The organism is Xanthomonas euroxanthea, from assembly GCF_903989455.1.
Lineage (GTDB): Bacteria > Pseudomonadota > Gammaproteobacteria > Xanthomonadales > Xanthomonadaceae > Xanthomonas > Xanthomonas euroxanthea.
In genome coordinates, this window is sequence record NZ_LR861803.1 from 2,169,066 (window position 1) to 2,185,384 (window position 16,319).

The window sequence follows — 16,319 nt, forward strand, 5'->3', positions numbered from 1 at the left end:
AACCCATGTCCAGTGTCTCCATAGACGGCGCCCCCGATGCCGGCGAGAACACCCGTTTCATCGTCCTGATCAGTTGCGTAGCCACGATCGGCGGTTTTTTGTTCGGTTTCGATAGCGGCGTGATCAACGGCACTGTCGATGGCCTGAAGCAGACCTTCAATTCCAGTGCCGCCGAGACCGGGTTCGAAGTCGCCTCGATGCTGCTGGGCTGCGCCATCGGCGCCTTCTTCGCCGGCCGTCTGGCCGACCGCTGGGGCCGCCGCGCGGTCCTGATCATTTCTGCGGCACTGTTCCTGCTCTCGGCCATTGGCGCCGGTGCCTCGCACAGTTCCGGCTTCTTCATCTTCGCCCGCGTGATGGGCGGCTTTGCGGTGGGCGCGGCCAGCGTCATCTCGCCGGCCTACATCGCCGAGGTCGCCTCCGCGCGCTATCGCGGCCGGCTCGCCACGATGCAGCAGATCGCCATCATCAGCGGGCTGTTCTGCGCGTTCCTGAGCAACTACCTGCTGGCCAACGCCGCCGGTGCCTCCACCGAGCCGCTATGGGCCGGTCAGGCCGCCTGGCGCTGGATGTTCTGGATGCAGGCGGTTCCCTCGCTGCTGTTCCTGTTGCTGCTGCTGGTCATCCCGGAGAGCCCGCGCTACCTGGTGGTCAAGGGCCGCCGCGAGCAGGCGCTGGTGGTGCTGAAGCGGCTGTACGGCAACGCCGCCGCGCAGACCAAGCTGGCCGAGATCTCGGCCTCGATGTCGGCCGACCAGCACAAGCCCAAGTTCTCCGACCTCATCAACAAGGCCACCGGCAAGATCCGCCCGATCGTCTGGATCGGCGTGGGCCTGGCGGTGTTCCAGCAACTGGTCGGCATCAACGTGGTGTTCTATTACGGCGCCGTGCTGTGGCAGGCGGTGGGTTTCTCCGAACAGGACGCGCTGCTGATCAACGTGCTCTCCGGCGGCCTGAGCATCGGCGCCTGCCTGGTCACGGTGATGCTGGTCGACAAGATCGGCCGCAAGCCGCTGCTGTGGATCGGCTCGGCCGGCATGGCGGTCTCGCTGGCCCTGGTGACCTATGCCTTTGCCACCGCCTCGCTGGACCCAAACGGCAAGCTCGCCATGTCCGATGCCATGGGCATGCTCGCGCTGGTGGCCGCCAACGTCTACGTGGTGTTCTTCAATGCCTCGTGGGGCCCGGTGATGTGGGTGATGCTGGGCGAGATGTTCCCCAACCAGATCCGCGGCTCGGGCCTGGCCATTGCCGGCGCCGCGCAGTGGACCTCCAACTTCGCCATCACCGTCAGCTTCCCGATCCTGCTGGGCAGCATCGGCCTGGCCGGCGCCTACGGCATCTACACCGTCGCCGCGTTCATCTCGGTGTTCTTCGTGCTCAAATACGTCTACGAGACCAAGGGCAAGGAGCTGGAGCAGATGGAGGGCTGATCTGCTCTGTTGTGCTGATATCGGCATGGAAGACGAACAAGGCCGCGCACTGCGCGGCCTTGTTCGTTGACGGTCTCGCCTGGCATCTTGCCGATGTCTCGCATGCCTGCATCGCTACAGGCGCCTCAATCGCACCGGCTGTCATCGTTGGGCTGGGTGCGGTGCATACGCCTCCTCGCGACTGCTCGCAGCTCTGGCCTCTGCTGTGTCAGGCGACCCGATTCCCGCGCGGCCCAATGCACCAGCAAAGTGCAATGCGCGTCTTCAACGGCGATAACCGCCTTGAAGGGCACCGGCTCTTTTTGCAAATTGTGCGCCACCGCTATACTCCACCAGGCAGTTTCCCTCCAGACTAGGGCGAATCGTGGAACCAAGGAGTGGTGGTATGGCAGTAGCTAAAGAGCTTGTCAGGGGCATGCTGATCAGCGTGTGCTACTGCTTGGTGTCTCTGATCCTCTGGCGCTTCTCCATTGACCAGTGGTATTTGCCAGTTGGCTTGCGGGTCGTCACTTTGCTGTTTCGACCGTATCGCGAATGGCCGTTCCTGTTAGCAGGAGACGCTGCGGCCATGTTGGTCTTGCGTATTCCGCTGGGCGAGCTGCAGGGGTTCAACCCGCTATGGGCTTACCTGAGTCCGTTCTTGCATGTTCCCTTGATTGCCAGCGGTGTTTTCCTGCTTCGTTACTATATCCCTAATATTGTCAAGAAGCAGCACTGGCTTATTCCTGCCGCACTTGCGCTAGGGCTTTGGAATGCAGTCTGCAGTATGTTGTTAAATGAAACGCTTGGTGGTCCACCGATTTATCCTGTGATTGATCTGCTGCTGCTCTACTGTTCGGGTAGCTATCTTGGAATACTGATTTTGCTGCTTCCCACGATGTTGTGGACCAGTTGGAATGACGGGCCAGTGCATTCCAGTCTGCCAAGAGATCTTGCTGTTGCGGTTGTTTTCATTCTAGGACTGTTCTTCAGCCTGGGTGTCTGGAGTAACCCATCGATTCGAAACATTTTGATGATCGCGATGCTTGTGCCAATGATCGTCATGACCTTCAGGCACGGATGGAAAGGTATCGCATTAGGGTCGCTACTTGCTAGCTTTGGGCTTGAGTTCTCTCTTCCCAGGGTCTATCAGGCGGGCTTCTTCGATCAGCATGTTTTCAATATTCAATTGCTCTATGGAGTCATGACAACTGCTCTCTTTATTTTTAACGCTCGCCTGCGTGAGTCTGCTCGCAATAATGTTTCGAATCGGGCAAAGGATGACGCCTTTCTATTCGCTCGCGCGAGCTATTCCAGTGCAGAACGTCTGTTGCGCAACCGCGTACTTGAATATTCTGATATCAATGTGCAGATCAACAGGATGCGCAAAGATGTCGTGGCTGATTTGAGGGCGAAAGGGCAGCACGCGATTGCAATGGAGATGACACGGGTTGGTGTGCTTGAGTCGCAGTTATTGCAGCAATATGTGGCCGCACTTTATCCTTTGGAAATCGAGACGCATGGGCTCTATCAAGCGTTGCGTTCGCCAGCACTTGAGCGTTTTTGTCAATCTCGGTTTCAACACGTGTTTCGCGGAGATTGCAAGAATCTGTCGTTGGAGCTACAGCTGAGCGCGTATCGCAGTGTGCTCAACTGTGTCGAGATCTTGCCGTCAGCGAGCAGGCATTTCATCCAGGCGCGTGCGTGGACAGGCAAAGGGGCTAGGGGGGTTGCGGTGCGTGTTATTGCGGATTCTTCGTCAGCTGAGCCGGCTGGACGCTACTCAGACGATGTCGAAGCCGAACTGGATGCACGATTGAAGGCGCATGGCGGCATGCTTCGCCGCCGCCATGCGTTGGTTGTGACATTCCTTGTTGCTGAGCCTGATTCCGTGGAGGTCAGGGGGAGACTATCCACTGGTCCCCAGCTGCTTCACGCCGGGTTAGTACCTTGAAGTTCCTTGTTTGATAGACGAGTCGCGCTTGATCGCGTTGGGTTACATCAAGTGTTGCCGGGTCATTTGAGCGCGTGCTTGCAGAAATCTTGTTTGCTGAAGGCAACACGACGCGCTCTACATCCTTGCCCATTGGCAACGTCCAGAGGGCGTTGTCCACTCTCGCAACTACCGCGCGGACCACGCCGGTGACATCGTTGATTTGCAAGTAGGTGACTCCGTCGCGATGCAGTTCATATATGGCGAGCGATGGGTCAATGGCCAGGTTGGCGGCTTTGGGGTTGCTATCGCCAAGTCCTGTCATTGCATGCGCACCGATACCACCGCTAGAGGGGCAGCATTGAGCCATTGCCGCGCTCGAAGCGAAGAGTCCGACGATTAAACAAAAAGCCATAGGCCAGGTTTTTGCGTTCTTCATGATTTTGCCTTCCCCCTGCATGGGGCAACTCCGCCTGCGATTCAGGCGCTTATACGTTACTTGTTGAATGGCAGATTTTGTTGATTGTTTGTCGCAGAAAATCGCTGCGGCATACCGTCCGCCGATCAGCGAGGAACAGTCAACCGCATCCGCCGTTACCTGGACCTATCCGGTCAGGCGTGATGTGCAGCGCTAGAGCGCGCGCTATTTAGCGGCTCGGCTTGAGTTCGCCATCAGCACGCTCAAACCATCCAATCACCCGCTGGAGATGAGGCTTGCCCCAACGACGCAAGAACTGCTGGGTGTGGTGGTTGCCGAGGTCGTGCAGGCTCGCGAGACGTCGGGCGATGAAGGAGGCGGTCAGTGGCTGGCCGCAGTCGACCTCGATGCAGTGGCGCCAGGCGGTATAGCTGTCGGGGATGACGGGGGGACATCGTGGCTCTTCGGCAAGAGTGAACGTGAGGGTGTAGGCGGGACACAACAGGCTTGCTTTTGCGCGATAAATGTTACTTTATAACACTTCGTTCCGTCGTTCGTCTGGTCACATCGTGTCGCGCCCCTTACCAAAAAGCGTTGTTTGCCTGGTCACCATGCCGAACCTTCCATACTCGAATCGGCTCGGTGGCCGCGTCGATCCTCCGGAACCGGCCCGATGAGGCGGCGGAAGGTGTTGCGCACCGTCGGCGCAGCCTTGGTGCTGTCGCCGGGCCTTGCCCATGCGCAGTCGCTCCCGGCGCTGCGCAGCTGCAACCTGCAGCGCCAGGGTAGGGAACTGCAGCTTCGACTCGCATTGAGTACGCAGGTTGCCTACCGCAGCTTCAGCCTGTCCAATCCAGCGCGCTTGGTCATCGACTTGCCGGGCGTTTCGACACAGCCACCGCAGGTCGATCCATTGCCTGACGGTCTCGCAGTCGTTGCCATCCGTAGCGGCCCGCATGGCGATGGGCTGCGCGTGGTGCTCGATCTGGTGCAGCCGCTGACAGCCACGGCGCGCTGGGAGGATGGTGCGCTGGTGCTTGATCTTGCTGCTGTGTCCGGCACTGCGTCGTTGTCCGCAGCCGATCCGACCGGTCCGGCCGTTGCGGCGGCTGCGCCCACGCGCTCGCGCCTGCATCCCTACGTGGTCGCCATCGACGCCGGTCATGGCGGCAAGGATCCCGGCGCGGTCAGTGCCGATGCGCGCTACGAGAAGCATGTGGCCATGGCGGTCGCGGGGCGGCTGCACCAGCGCCTGGCGGCCGATCCGCGTTATCGGCCGACCATGATCCGCAGCGACGATCGCTTCGTGCCGCTGCACGACCGGGTGTTGATCGCCCATCGCCGCAATGCCGATCTGTTCGTGTCCATCCATGCCGATGCTGCGCCCAGCAGCCAGGCGCGCGGCGCCTCGGTGTTTGCCTTGTCGCAGAACGGCGCCAGCTCGGCATTGGCGCGCTGGATCGCCGACAGCGAAAACGCCGCCGACCAGATGGGCGACAGCGCGCGCCGTTTGCGGATGCCCAGCAACCCGGTGCTGTCACAGGTGCTGGCCGACCTGTCGCTGAGCGGCACCATCGCCAGCAGCGTGGCGTTCGGCAAGGTGATGCTCGGGCGGCTGCAGCAGGTGACGCGGCTGCATCAGGACCAGGTCGGGCAGGCCGGCTTTGCCGTGTTGAAGTCGCCTGACATTCCGTCGTTGCTGGTGGAAATCGGCTTCATGAGCAATCGCGACGATTGCCGGCGGCTGTGTGGCGATACGCATCAGGACGAACTGGCGCAAACGCTGCATGCCGGTATCGACGATTACTTCCAGATGTTCCCCGGTCGCGCCTGAGGCGCGATTCCCCCATCTCCTTCAACGAGCTTTCGATGTCCACCACGCTTCCCGATGTTGCCGTTACCGAACCGTCCACAGCGAGTGCGCCGCTGCGCTGGGTCGGCATGCAGGACATCGCCGTGCCGGTGCGCCTGGACGATGCCGAACCCGGCGGCAGCGTGGCCGCGCGTGCCGGCGTGCAGGTGGATCTGCCGCGCCCGGAACTCAAGGGCATCCATATGTCGCGCTTGTATCGCTTGCTGGGTCGGCATCTGGAGCAGCCGGTGTCGCCGGCGATGGTGTCGCAGCTGCTGCAGGCGCTGATCGACAGTCATGCCGATTGTGGCAGCCGTGCGGCGCGGCTGACGCTGAGCTTTGAGCTGATGTTGCGGGTGCCGGCGCTGCGCAGCGAAGGACTGAGCGGCTGGCGCGCCTATCCGGTGCGCATCGATGCCCAGTCAAGCGAAGGCCGCACCCGGATCCAGTTGCAGGTCGAGGTGCTGTACGCCTCCACCTGTCCCTGTTCGGCGGCCTTGTCGCGCCAGTTGCTGAGCGGTGCGTTCTTGCAGCAACACGCAGGGCGCGATGCGTTGCCGGTCGAAGAGGTGGCGCAGTGGCTGCAACAGCACGGTTCGTACGCCACGCCGCACAGCCAGCGCAGCGTGGCGCAAATACGCGTGGAGCTGGGCGCGAGCTTGCCGCGTTTCGGTATCCGCGCGCTGGTCGGCCTGTGCGAGCAGGCGCTGGCGACGCCGGTACAGGCGGCGGTACGGCGTGTCGACGAGCAGGCGTTCGCCCGCTTGAATGGCGCCAACCTGATGTATGTCGAAGATGCCGCGCGGCGGTTGCGCAAGGTGCTGGCCGAGCACCATGCCGTTTTCCATGTGGCGGTGCGCCACCTGGAAAGTCTGCATGCCCACGACGCCGTCGCCGAAACCGACAGTGATGCCGGCATTTTTCATCCATTGGCCGAGTGAGGCGTTGCCATGCACTGCAAACATCCACGTCGATCTGCAATCGCTGCGCGCAAGTACGAGGGCGATCGCACGTGGCGCCGATGCGGACGCATTGTCGCGCAGGTCCATGTCCTGATCGGGCCGTACGTGATGTTTGTCGCGGGGTGATCGGCATCGGCCAGGCCGATGCGCCGCCCTCGCGTGGCAGCACATGCAGCCGCAGGCGTGGAGCGGGCGGCCGACTGCGCGGCTTGGTGTACAGGTGTTTGGCCCGCAACCGGCCTCAGCCAGTCGGCGCACCGGTACATCGGATCGACGCAGTCGCCATTGGCGACATGTTCGCCCGGGCGGGGAACGGGATCATCGCGCGCTGCCCGGCCAGCGGCAGTCACCGATGCCCGAAAACGCAAAAGCCCCGCAATGCGGGGCCTTGGCGTGTTCTGCAGCCAGACGACGGTGGTGCTCCCTAGGGGACTCGAACCCCTGTTTTAGCCTTGAGAGGGCCACGTCCTAACCATTAGACGAAGGGAGCGTTTGGTGCGTCTTGTGCAGCGCGCTAGTATAGTGCGCTCAAACCCGTTGGGCAATCCTGCAACACAAGACGGAAGCGCCATCATCGAATCCTCAGTTACATCTCCGTTCACGCTGCGCGTCATCCCACGCGATCAGCACACCATCTCGCGCAAGGACATCAGCCCCAACGCGTTGCGCGTGCTGTACCGCCTGCGCGAATCGGGCTTTGGTGCCTACCTGGTCGGCGGCGCGGTCCGCGACTTGCTGGTCGGCGGCCATCCCAAGGATTTCGACGTGGCCACCAGTGCCACGCCGGAAGAAGTCAAAGCGCTGTTCCGCAACTGTCGCCTGATCGGCCGCCGCTTTCGCCTGGCGCATGTGGTGTTCGGTCGCGAGATCATCGAAGTGGCCACGTTCCGCGCCAACATCGACGATGGCAGCGGCGACCGCGAACTGGATAACGGCCGCCTGGTGCGCGACAACGTCTACGGCACCATCGAAGACGATGCGATCCGTCGCGACTTCACCTGCAACGCCCTGTACTACGCGATCGAGGATTTCTCGGTACGCGATTACTGCGGCGGCTTCGAAGACGTGCAGGCGCGCCTGATGAAGCTGATCGGCGACCCGGAGCTGCGCTACCAGGAAGATCCGGTGCGCATGCTGCGCGCGGTGCGTCTGGCGGCCAAGTTGAACTTCGACATCGAAGCCGGCACCGCAGAACCCATTCCGCGCCTGGCCGGTCTGTTGTCCGAAGCGGCGCCAGCGCGCTTGTTCGAGGAAATTCTCAAGCTGTTCCTGTCCGGGCACGGCGTAGCCAGTTTCGAAGGCCTGGAGCGTTACGGCCTGCTTGGTGCGCTGTTCCCGGAAAGTGCGGCGGCCCTGAAATCCAACCGCAGTGGCGCACTGCGCGCCATGGTGCTGGAAGGCCTGCGCAACACCGATGCGCGCGTGGCCAACGACGAACCGGTGTCGCCGGCGTTCCTGTTCGCCCTGCTGCTCTGGCCGGCGTTCTGCCGCACCTTGATGGGCCTGCAGGCGCAAGGCGTGCAGCCCGAGGACGCGCAGCGTCGCGCCGCCGACCGGGTCACCCTGCATCAGCTCGAACGCGTGGCGCTGCCGCGCCGTTTCTCGCTGCCGATGCAGGAAATCTGGCTGCTGCAGACGCGGTTCTCCTCGCGCCAGCGCAAGCGCGTGTTCCGCACCTTGTCGCATCCGCGTTTCCGCGCCGCGTTCGATTTCCTGGTGTTGCGCCAGTTCGCCTCGGCCGACCATGCCGCCGATGTGGAGTTCTGGCGCGAGGCACAGAAGTCCTCCGGCCAGGAACTGGTCGATGCGATCGAAACCGCGCAGGCCGATCACGCCGGCGAGGAGGATGCACCGCGCAAGCGTCGCCGTCGCCGCCGTCGCACCGGCGCGCCCGCAGGCGAGTAGGGCGTGCAGACCGCCTTTGTCGGCCTGGGCGCCAACCTGGGCCCGGCCGAGGCCAGCGTGCGCGCGGCCATCGCCGCGCTGGGCGAGCTGCCGCAGTCCACGCTGATTGCCGCCTCGCGCCTGTACCGCACGCCGGCCTGGGGCCGCGAAGACCAGCCCGATTTCATCAATGCCGTGGCGCAGCTGCGCACTGCGCTGGCGCCGCTGCCGCTGCTGGAGGCCCTGCTCGGCATCGAGCAGACCTTCGGTCGGCAGCGCGTGGATGGCGAGCGCTGGGGCCCGCGCACGCTGGACCTGGATCTGCTGCTGTACGCCGACCAGGTGATCGACCTGCCGCGTTTGCAGGTACCGCACCCGCATCTGCAGGCGCGCGCCTTTGCGCTGTTGCCGCTGTCCGAGCTTGCCCCGGACGCGATCATTCCGGGCCATGGAACAGTGCGACACGCCCTGCAGGCCATCGATGCCTGTGGGCTGGAGCCGATTGGGTAGATAATGGCCGGCTTATCACCCCACGTAATGACTTCATGAGCAGCCATACCGACAGCAAGCCCTGGACCGTGCCCGCCTTGGCGCAGGCCAAGCGCGAGGGTCGAAAACTGGTCATGTTGACCGCCTACGACGCCGGTTTCGCGCGGACCTTCGATGCCAACGGCGTGGACCTGATCCTGGTCGGCGATTCGCTGGGCATGGTGGTGCAGGGGCACGATTCGACCTTGCCGGTGACCACCGCCGACATGGTCTACCACACCGCCGCAGTGGCCAGGGTGCTGGAGCGGGCGTTGCTGGTGGCCGATCTGTCGTTCCAGGCCGATGCCACGCCCGAGCGCGCACTGGACGCTGCCACCCAACTGCTGCAGGCCGGCGCGGAGATGGTCAAGATCGAGGGCGCCGGGCACAAGCTCGAGGTGATCCGCTATCTGGTCGAGCGCGAGATCCCGGTCTGCTCGCATCTGGGGCTGACCCCGCAATCGGTGCTGCGTTTCGGCGGTTACACGGTGCAGGGGCGCGGCGAAGCCGGCGAACAGTTGCGCCGCGACGCGCAGGCCGTGGTCGATGCCGGTGCCAGCCTGGTCGTGCTGGAATGCGTGCCCACGCCGATCGCCACCCAGATCAGCACCGCGCTCGGCGTGCCCACCATCGGCATCGGTGCCGGCCCGGGCTGCGATGGCCAGGTGCTGGTGATGCACGACATGCTGGGCCTGGACAGCGGCCACCGCCGGCCCAAGTTCGTCAAGGATTTCCTCGCCGAAGGCGGCTCGGTGGCGGGCGCGGTGCGCGCTTACGCGCAGGCCGTGCGCGACGGCAGCTTCCCCGATGCAGCGCACGCGTACGCCGCATGATCCAGACCCTGACCGATCTTTCCACCCTGCGCGCGCTGGTCACCGGCTGGAAGCGTGAGGGCTTGCGCGTGGCGCTGGTGCCGACCATGGGCAACCTGCACGCCGGCCACTATTCGCTGGTGATGCTGGCGCGCCAGTACGCCGACCGGGTGGTGTCGAGCGTGTTCGTCAACCCGACCCAGTTCGGCCCCAACGAAGATTTCGCGCGTTACCCGCGCACGCCGGAGGCCGACCTGCGCGGCCTGGAAGACGCCGGCTGCGATGCACTGTGGCTGCCCGACGTGGACACCATGTATCCGCTCGGCACCGCACTGGCCACGCCGATCCACGCGCCGGGCGTCAGCGACGTGCTCGAAGGGGTGTGCCGTCCCGGGCATTTCGATGGCGTGTGCACGGTGGTGGCGCGGCTGTTCAACCAGGTGCAGCCGGACGTGGCCGCCTTCGGCAAGAAGGACTATCAGCAGCTGGCGGTGATCCGCCAGATGGTGGCCGACCTGGCGTTTCCGATCGAGATCCTGGGCGGCAGCATCGTGCGCGAGGCCGATGGCCTGGCGATGAGCTCGCGCAACCAGTATCTGACGGCCGACGAGCGCCCGCGTTCGACGCAGATCCGCAAGGTGCTGCTGCAGATGCGCGACAGCTACGCCGCCGGCACCCCGCGTGCGCAGGTCGAACAGGCCGCCACCCAGGCGCTGGAACAGGCCGGTTTCCGCGTCGATTACGCGGTGGTGCGGCTGCCTGATCTGAGCGAGCCGGGCGATGGCCATGCCGGCGCGCGCGTGGCCTTGATCGCCGCCCGCCTGGGCGCCACGCGGCTGATCGACAACCTGGAATTCTGAGCCGTCCCAATGCCGCTGCAAGCGCCGGGTCGGGCCATGACTGGCGACGCCTGCGAACCGGCGCACGGGCACGTTTGTCCAGCGCCGGCCTGAAGCACTCACCACTGGTTGCGGGGCAGGCCGGTGGACACCGGCGCTTTCCGCTAAAATGCCGGCTTTCCTTTGCCGTTGCCCGTCATGCACCTGTCCCTGCTGAAAGCCAAGATCCACCGCGCCACCGTCACCCATTCCGAGCTCAATTACGAGGGCTCGATCGCCATCGACGGCCTGCTGCTGGAAGCCACCGGCATCCGTGAGTTCGAGCAGGTGCATATCTGGGACGTCACCAACGGTGCGCGTTTCAGCACCTATGCCATTCGTGCCGAGGAAGGCAGCGGCATCATCTCGCTCAACGGCGGCGCCGCGCGTCACGTGCAGGTGGGCGATCTGATCATCGTGGCCGCCTTCGCCAGCATGAGCGAAGCCGAAGCCGAGACCTTCAAGCCCAATCTGGTATATGTGGACGGCAGCAATACGATCACCCACACCAACCACAGCATCCCCACGCAGGCCGCATGACACACACCAACGGATTCGACGCGCTTCACGCCCACGCCCAGCGCCTGCGCGGCGCTGCCATCCCCGCATTGCTTGCCGCCGAGCCACAACGGCCGACGCAGTACGCCAGGCAGGTCGGTCCGTTGTATTTCAATTTCGCGCGGCAGAAGTACGACCGCGCCGCGCTGGATGCCTTGTTCGCCATCGCGCGTGAGCGTGATCTGGCCGGCGCGTTCCAGCGCCTGTTCCGCGGCGAGCAGGTCAATGTCACCGAGCAGCGCGCTGCACTGCATACCGCGTTGCGCGGCGACCTGACCGATGCGCCGGTGGCCTCCGAAGCGTATGCAACCGCTGCGGAAGTGCGCCAGCGCATGGGCGCGCTGATCCAGCAACTGGAAGCCACCGACGTCACCGATATCGTCAGCGTCGGCATCGGCGGCTCGGACCTGGGGCCGCGGCTGGTGGCCGACGCCTTGCGCGCGCCGTCCGGTGCGCGGTTCCGCGTGCATTTCGTCTCCAACGTCGACGGCGCGGCAATGCAGCGCACGCTGGCCACGCTGGACCCGGCGCGCACTGCCGGCATCCTGATTTCCAAGACTTTTGGCACCCAGGAAACCCTGCTCAACGGCAGCATCCTGCATGCCTGGCTGGGCGGCAGCGAGCGGCTGTACGCAGTGAGTGCCAATCCCGACCGCGCCGCCAAGGCCTTCGACATCGCGCCGAGCCGCGTACTGCCGATGTGGGACTGGGTCGGTGGCCGTTATTCGCTGTGGTCGGCGGTGGGTTTCCCGATCGCCCTGGCGATCGGCTTCGAACGTTTCGAACAATTGCTGGAAGGCGCGGCGCAGTTCGACGCGCATGCGCTCGACACGCCGCTGGAAGAAAACGTCGCCGTGCTGCATGGCCTGACGGCGGTGTGGAACCGCAACCTGCTCGGCAGCGCCACGCATGCGGTGATGACTTACGACCAGCGCCTGGCCCTGCTGCCGGCCTACCTGCAGCAGCTGGTGATGGAAAGCCTGGGCAAGCGGGTCAAGCTGGATGGTTCTGCCGTGGACAGCGACACCGTATCGGTGTGGTGGGGCGGTGCCGGTACCGATGTGCAGCACAGCTTCTTCCAGGCGTTGCACCAGGGCACCAGCGTGGTGCCGGCCGATTTCATCGGCACCGTGCACAACGACGATCCGTACGCGGAAAACCATGTCGCGCTGATGGCCAACGTGCTGGCGCAGACCGAGGCGCTGGCCAACGGCCAGGACAGCAGCGATCCGCACCGCAGTTATCCGGGCGGCCGCCCGAGCACGGTGATCCTGCTCGACGCGCTGACCCCGCAAGCGCTGGGCGCGCTGATCTCGATGTACGAGCACAGTGTCTACGTGCAGTCGGTGATGTGGGGCATCAACGCGTTCGACCAGTTCGGCGTGGAGCTGGGCAAGCAGCTGGCCAGCCAGTTGCTGCCGGCACTGAAGGGCGAGTCGGCCGACGTGGCGGACCCGGTGACGCGCGAACTGCTGGCCAAGCTGCGCGGCTGAGCCTGGCGCATCGATTGCAAGACGACGGGGCCTGCGGGCCCCGTTTTCGTTGTGCGGCGGACTAGCAGGCATGGGACTGGGTCAAAATAGCCAAATTTCCCAAAATGGGAAGTTGAGCGTAGGCTGTGAGTCACCACCATGTGCAGGACCGTCCCATGTCTCGCCTCCAGGATCTGCCCGAGCTCGAAACATCCCCTGCCGCCGACATCAAGGTGAAGGGCTGGCCCAGCCTGATGCGCAAGGTGCGCTCGCATGGCGCGGTGGTCATCACCAACCATAATCATCCCGAGGCGGTCGTGGTGGATGCGGAGGAGTACCACCGTCTGGTGAGGCAGGCGAGCGCAGCGGCGGCCGCCTCGACGCGGGCGCAATCGCTGCAGGCGTTGCAGGCCAGGTTCGACGCGCATCTGGCGGCAGTGACCGATGGCCCAGGCCTGGCCCAGGTGATCGGCAAGCCGGCACGCCGGGGTAGCAAGGTCACCCTGGGCCCGTCGCTCTAGATCGTGGGAAACATCCTGGTGCTGGCCGGCGTCAACGGCGCCGGCAAGAGTTCGCTGCTGGGCAGCGTGTTGCGGGAAGAAGGCGGCACCTGGTTCAACCCGGACGCGTTCACCCGGGAGCTGGTGGAGCAGGGCTGGCCACCGGAACAGGCCAATGCGCAAGCCTGGCAGGAGGGCGTGCGACGGCTGCGCAAGGCCATGGATGCCGGCAGCGACTATGCATTCGAAACCACCCTGGGCGCGACGACCATCCCGCGCCTGCTGCGGCAGGCCTGCGCGCAGCACACCGTGGCGATCTGGTTCTGCGGCCTGTCCAGCGTCGAGCTGCATATCGAACGGGTGGCAGCGCGCGTGGCCGCCGGCGGGCATGCCATCCCCGAGCACAAGATCCGCGAGCGCTACGATGCCTCGCGTGCCAACCTGATCGCGCTGCTGCCGCATCTGGCGGTGCTGCATGTCTACGACAACAGCGTGCCCGCCGATGCGACCGGGCAGGTCGCCCCGCTGCTGGTGCTGGAACTGGACCGCAACGGCCTGCAGTACCCGACCACGCCGGACGAACTGGCGCAGGTGCCCGGCTGGGCCAAGCCCATCGTGATGGCGGCGCTGGAGTTGCGGCAGTCTTGAGCCGCGCGCTCATGCACTTGCGGTCTGATCCGCTTCTCACCGACGCGGCCCGACATCCAGCGACCTCACCGGTAGGAGCGCACCCGGGCGCGACAGGTTAGATCGGCAAAGCTCCTCGCGCCCAGGTGCGCTCCTACCGGCATTGCGACAGCAGCGAGACGCCACGCTGCACGCGTCGGCCTCACCCGTAGGAGCGCACCCGGGCGCGACAGGCATACCGGCAAAGTTCCTCGCGCCCAGGTGCGCTCCTACCGGCCTTGCGACAGCAACGAGAACGCCATGCTGTATGTGTTAGCTGCAGCGCCACGCAACGCTGCGGCGCGGCCTGATATCCAGCGACCTCACCCGTAGGAGCGCACCCGGGCGCGACAGGCATACCGGCAAAGTTCCTCGCGTCCAGCTGCGCTCCTACCGGCCTTGCGGCAGCAACGAGAACGCCGTGCTGTATGTGTCAGCTGCAGCGCCACGCAACGCTGCAACTGGAACGGCGGCGCCTAGGCCTTGCCCAACCTCACCGCCACCGGGTCGCCGGTGAGGTAGCCCACCGCCGCGCCGAAGCGGTTCTTGTAGTTGGCACGCACCAGCGGATCCAGTGTGGCCTTGACGGTGTCGTGCAGCGGGCTTTCCCAGTCACCGGGGTGCTGGAAATTGCTCATCACGTAGGTCCAGCCGTGGATCTGGTCGACCGCATGCAGGCCGGTGGATTCGGCGCCGGCCGGCACCGACAGCAGGCGCGTGAGGCTGCCGCTGTCCACGTTGTAGGCCCACAGGAAATTGTTGACGTGCAGGCTGCTGTCTTCGCCGATGAACAAGGTGCGCAGCGCTTCGGAGAACTTGAGGTTGTCCGGGTTGGCCAGGCGCTCCGGATCGGCCAGGTTGCCCAGCGCGTCGGCCTTGGCCAGGTCGTGGCCGGTGAGCGCGGCCGGTGCGGCCATGTCGATCGGCACCCAGTCGCTGTGGATCGGCGCGCCGTGGTGGTCGCGCTGGCCGCCGCGCAGATTCAAGGCGTACACCGCGCCCGCGTCCGGGCCCTCCACCTTCACGTCGCCCGAGCCGTCGCGCATGCTGGTGACGATGTAGGACATCGCCATGTAGGCGATCTTGTCGCGGGCATTGACGGTGGTGCCTTCGAGCTTGGTGAAGCCCAGGCTGCCGCCGGCCAGGGCGGCGTAGCGGTGGGTTTCCAGATACGTGGCCGCCTTCTCCATGCCGGGCTTGATGCGGATCCAGTTGAAGGTGCCGTTGAACGGGATCTTGGTGAACGCGGCATCGCCCGGGTCGCTCAGATGCACGTCGAGGATGTCGGCGGCGGTGAGGCGGTCGGCCATGGCCTGGATCTCGGCACTGGTGGCATGGCCGAGCTTGATCCAGCGCAACGTGGCCGCGCCCGGGCCCACGCCCGAGGTCTGCTGCCACTTGCCCACGTATAGGGTGCCGGCCGACAGGTCCGCCTTGCGGTCGGCGATGAACATGAACAGCCCGCCATTGGTGGCGTCGTCGCCCATCAGCACGGTGCGCTGGTCGGGCATCACCTGCACCAGCTCGTGCGAGATGCGGCCCAGGCAGTAATGCTTGCGCACGCTCCCGGTGCCGTCCGGGTGGACGGTGATTTCGGGCAGGTGGCCGTAGTGATACGGGTTGGCCTTTTCCGGGTCGCCGTACAGATGCGTGCTGTAGCTGCGGAACTGGGTGTTGCCGGCCAGCGCGGTGGCGTCGGGTTCGTATTCTTCGCTGGACAGGTGGGTATTCCACGGCGACAGGCTGGCCCCGCAGGTGGTCCACAGCCCGTGCACCGGTGCCGTGTCGACGTTGTGGTACTTCACCAGCGACAGCTTGCCGGTGGCCGGGTCCTGATCCAGCGTCAGCACGGCGATCGGCGCGGGCAGGTGCCGGTTGGTGTCGTTGCCGGCCTGGTCGCGGGTGGTGTATTCGAACTGCACCACCGCGAAGACGTGATTGCCCTTGACCCCGGGCACCTTGGCATCGGGCAGGGTCAGCAGCGAAGAGCCGTCCGGGCAGTCGGAAAAGAACGGCCGTTCGGCACCGGGTTTGGAGCGGTCGATGATCGGGCGGTGCTGGATGTCGTAGTAGCCGCCGGCCAGCACGGTGCCGCCCTTGCCGTCGGGCACCTGGTCGCCGGTGACGAAGAACGGGTGGTACGCAAGCGCATACCGCTGGGTGCTGCCGTCGCTGCGCGCCACCGTCAGCGACGAGCCCACCGTGGTGGTGGCCATCGCCGCGGGGTTGGCCAGGCTGGGCGCCGGCATGCCATGGAAGGTGGCCGACACCAGCTGGGTCGGGGTGTCCGACGGCCGCAGCGGGCGTGCGGCCAATGCCGCACCGCCGAGGTGTTGCAGGGCGGCGGCGCTGGCGCTGCCCAGCGGCAACAGCGGGACGGACGCCAGCAGGTGCATCAGCCGGCGGCGGGCGGGATCGGGGGAGGCGGACATCGAAACTCCAGG

General features: G+C 65.0%; 15 protein-coding genes and 1 tRNA gene. 12 read left to right on the top strand and 4 right to left on the bottom strand.

Annotated features, from left to right (window positions below; translation table 11 throughout):
• Nucleotides 1-5 precede the first annotated feature (5 nt).
• Together H7A86_RS09320 and H7A86_RS09325 are read left to right on the top strand one after the other, a co-directional pair.
• Entirely contained in the window at nt 6-1,433 is a 1,428-nt protein-coding gene (locus tag H7A86_RS09320) for a sugar porter family MFS transporter (RefSeq protein WP_180708098.1), read from the top strand.
• 385 nt (nt 1,434-1,818) lie between these two features.
• Nucleotides 1,819-3,366 (top strand): MASE1 domain-containing protein, encoded by a 1,548-nt coding sequence (locus tag H7A86_RS09325; protein ID WP_119132095.1) that lies wholly within the window; start codon nt 1,819-1,821, stop codon nt 3,364-3,366.
• Here H7A86_RS09325 and H7A86_RS09330 read toward each other — a convergent pair.
• Nucleotides 3,311-3,784 carry a hypothetical protein gene (locus H7A86_RS09330; protein WP_232099302.1) on the bottom strand — a complete coding sequence of 158 codons (474 nt, stop codon included), beginning with the start codon at nt 3,782-3,784 and terminating at the stop codon, nt 3,311-3,313. The genes H7A86_RS09325 and H7A86_RS09330 overlap by 56 nt on opposite strands.
• 208 nt (nt 3,785-3,992) lie before the next feature.
• Nucleotides 3,993-4,205 carry a hypothetical protein gene (locus H7A86_RS09335; protein ID WP_180497007.1) on the bottom strand — a complete coding sequence of 71 codons (213 nt, stop codon included), beginning with the start codon at nt 4,203-4,205 and terminating at the stop codon, nt 3,993-3,995.
• A 231-nt stretch (nt 4,206-4,436) separates the two neighbouring features.
• Here H7A86_RS09335 and H7A86_RS09340 point away from each other — a divergent pair, with 231 nt between their 5' ends.
• Together H7A86_RS09340 and folE2 are read left to right on the top strand one after the other, a co-directional pair.
• Nucleotides 4,437-5,597: an N-acetylmuramoyl-L-alanine amidase gene (locus tag H7A86_RS09340; protein ID WP_119132094.1), complete on the top strand. Its 1,161-nt coding sequence runs from the start codon at nt 4,437-4,439 to the stop codon at nt 5,595-5,597.
• Nucleotides 5,598-5,632: 35 nt separating this feature from the next.
• Nucleotides 5,633-6,556: a GTP cyclohydrolase FolE2 gene (gene folE2, locus H7A86_RS09345; RefSeq protein ID WP_119132093.1), complete on the top strand. Its 924-nt coding sequence runs from the start codon at nt 5,633-5,635 to the stop codon at nt 6,554-6,556.
• Nucleotides 6,557-6,992: 436 nt separating this feature from the next.
• On the opposite strand, the gene H7A86_RS09350 is transcribed toward folE2, so the two are convergent.
• Nucleotides 6,993-7,067 (bottom strand) — tRNA-Glu (locus H7A86_RS09350).
• Nucleotides 7,068-7,114: 47 nt separating this feature from the next.
• Here H7A86_RS09350 and pcnB point away from each other — a divergent pair.
• The 8 genes from pcnB to H7A86_RS09390 all read left to right on the top strand — a co-directional run bounded on the left by pcnB (nt 7,115) and on the right by H7A86_RS09390 (nt 13,857).
• Entirely contained in the window at nt 7,115-8,482 is a 1,368-nt protein-coding gene (pcnB, locus tag H7A86_RS09355) for a polynucleotide adenylyltransferase PcnB (protein WP_104582933.1), read from the top strand.
• Nucleotides 8,483-8,485: 3 nt separating this feature from the next.
• The gene (gene folK / locus H7A86_RS09360; protein ID WP_119132092.1) at nt 8,486-8,971 is read left to right on the top strand and encodes a 2-amino-4-hydroxy-6-hydroxymethyldihydropteridine diphosphokinase; all 486 of its coding nucleotides are present in this window, start codon (nt 8,486-8,488) and stop codon (nt 8,969-8,971) included.
• A gap of 35 nt (nt 8,972-9,006) precedes the next feature.
• Nucleotides 9,007-9,822: a 3-methyl-2-oxobutanoate hydroxymethyltransferase gene (gene panB / locus H7A86_RS09365; RefSeq protein ID WP_024939769.1), complete on the top strand. Its 816-nt coding sequence runs from the start codon at nt 9,007-9,009 to the stop codon at nt 9,820-9,822.
• On the top strand, nt 9,819-10,661 hold the full coding sequence (gene panC, locus H7A86_RS09370; protein ID WP_115676800.1) for a pantoate--beta-alanine ligase: 843 nt from the start codon (nt 9,819-9,821) through the stop codon (nt 10,659-10,661). The genes panB and panC overlap by 4 nt, the downstream gene beginning before the upstream one ends.
• 177 nt (nt 10,662-10,838) lie before the next feature.
• Nucleotides 10,839-11,219, top strand: coding sequence for an aspartate 1-decarboxylase (gene panD / locus H7A86_RS09375; protein ID WP_104582937.1), 381 nt, complete (start codon nt 10,839-10,841; stop codon nt 11,217-11,219).
• On the top strand, nt 11,216-12,730 hold the full coding sequence (gene pgi, locus H7A86_RS09380; RefSeq protein WP_119132091.1) for a glucose-6-phosphate isomerase: 1,515 nt from the start codon (nt 11,216-11,218) through the stop codon (nt 12,728-12,730). Before panD ends, pgi begins: the two co-directional genes overlap by 4 nt.
• Nucleotides 12,731-12,885: 155 nt before the next feature.
• Entirely contained in the window at nt 12,886-13,230 is a 345-nt protein-coding gene (locus H7A86_RS09385; RefSeq protein WP_104648595.1) for a type II toxin-antitoxin system prevent-host-death family antitoxin, read from the top strand.
• 3 nt (nt 13,231-13,233) lie between these two features.
• Entirely contained in the window at nt 13,234-13,857 is a 624-nt protein-coding gene (locus H7A86_RS09390) for an ATPase (protein ID WP_119132090.1), read from the top strand.
• Nucleotides 13,858-14,351: 494 nt separating this feature from the next.
• On the opposite strand, the gene H7A86_RS09395 is transcribed toward H7A86_RS09390, so the two are convergent.
• Nucleotides 14,352-16,307: a PhoX family protein gene (locus tag H7A86_RS09395; RefSeq protein WP_119132089.1), complete on the bottom strand. Its 1,956-nt coding sequence runs from the start codon at nt 16,305-16,307 to the stop codon at nt 14,352-14,354.
• Nucleotides 16,308-16,319: the final 12 nt, after the last annotated feature.

What these genes read in the sequence shown, in the direction of transcription:
- H7A86_RS09320 (WP_180708098.1), top strand. Translation starts at nt 6, where the DNA reads ATGTCCAGTGTCTCCATAGACGGCGCCCCCGATGCCGGCGAGAACACC.
- H7A86_RS09325 (WP_119132095.1), top strand. Translation starts at nt 1,819, where the DNA reads ATGGCAGTAGCTAAAGAGCTTGTCAGGGGCATGCTGATCAGCGTGTGC.
- H7A86_RS09330 (WP_232099302.1), bottom strand. Translation starts at nt 3,784, where the DNA reads ATGAAGAACGCAAAAACCTGGCCTATGGCTTTTTGTTTAATCGTCGGA.
- H7A86_RS09340 (WP_119132094.1), top strand. Translation starts at nt 4,437, where the DNA reads ATGAGGCGGCGGAAGGTGTTGCGCACCGTCGGCGCAGCCTTGGTGCTG.
- folE2 (WP_119132093.1), top strand. Translation starts at nt 5,633, where the DNA reads ATGTCCACCACGCTTCCCGATGTTGCCGTTACCGAACCGTCCACAGCG.
- panB (WP_024939769.1), top strand. Translation starts at nt 9,007, where the DNA reads ATGAGCAGCCATACCGACAGCAAGCCCTGGACCGTGCCCGCCTTGGCG.
- panC (WP_115676800.1), top strand. Translation starts at nt 9,819, where the DNA reads ATGATCCAGACCCTGACCGATCTTTCCACCCTGCGCGCGCTGGTCACC.
- panD (WP_104582937.1), top strand. Translation starts at nt 10,839, where the DNA reads ATGCACCTGTCCCTGCTGAAAGCCAAGATCCACCGCGCCACCGTCACC.
- pgi (WP_119132091.1), top strand. Translation starts at nt 11,216, where the DNA reads ATGACACACACCAACGGATTCGACGCGCTTCACGCCCACGCCCAGCGC.
- H7A86_RS09385 (WP_104648595.1), top strand. Translation starts at nt 12,886, where the DNA reads ATGTCTCGCCTCCAGGATCTGCCCGAGCTCGAAACATCCCCTGCCGCC.
- H7A86_RS09395 (WP_119132089.1), bottom strand. Translation starts at nt 16,307, where the DNA reads ATGTCCGCCTCCCCCGATCCCGCCCGCCGCCGGCTGATGCACCTGCTG.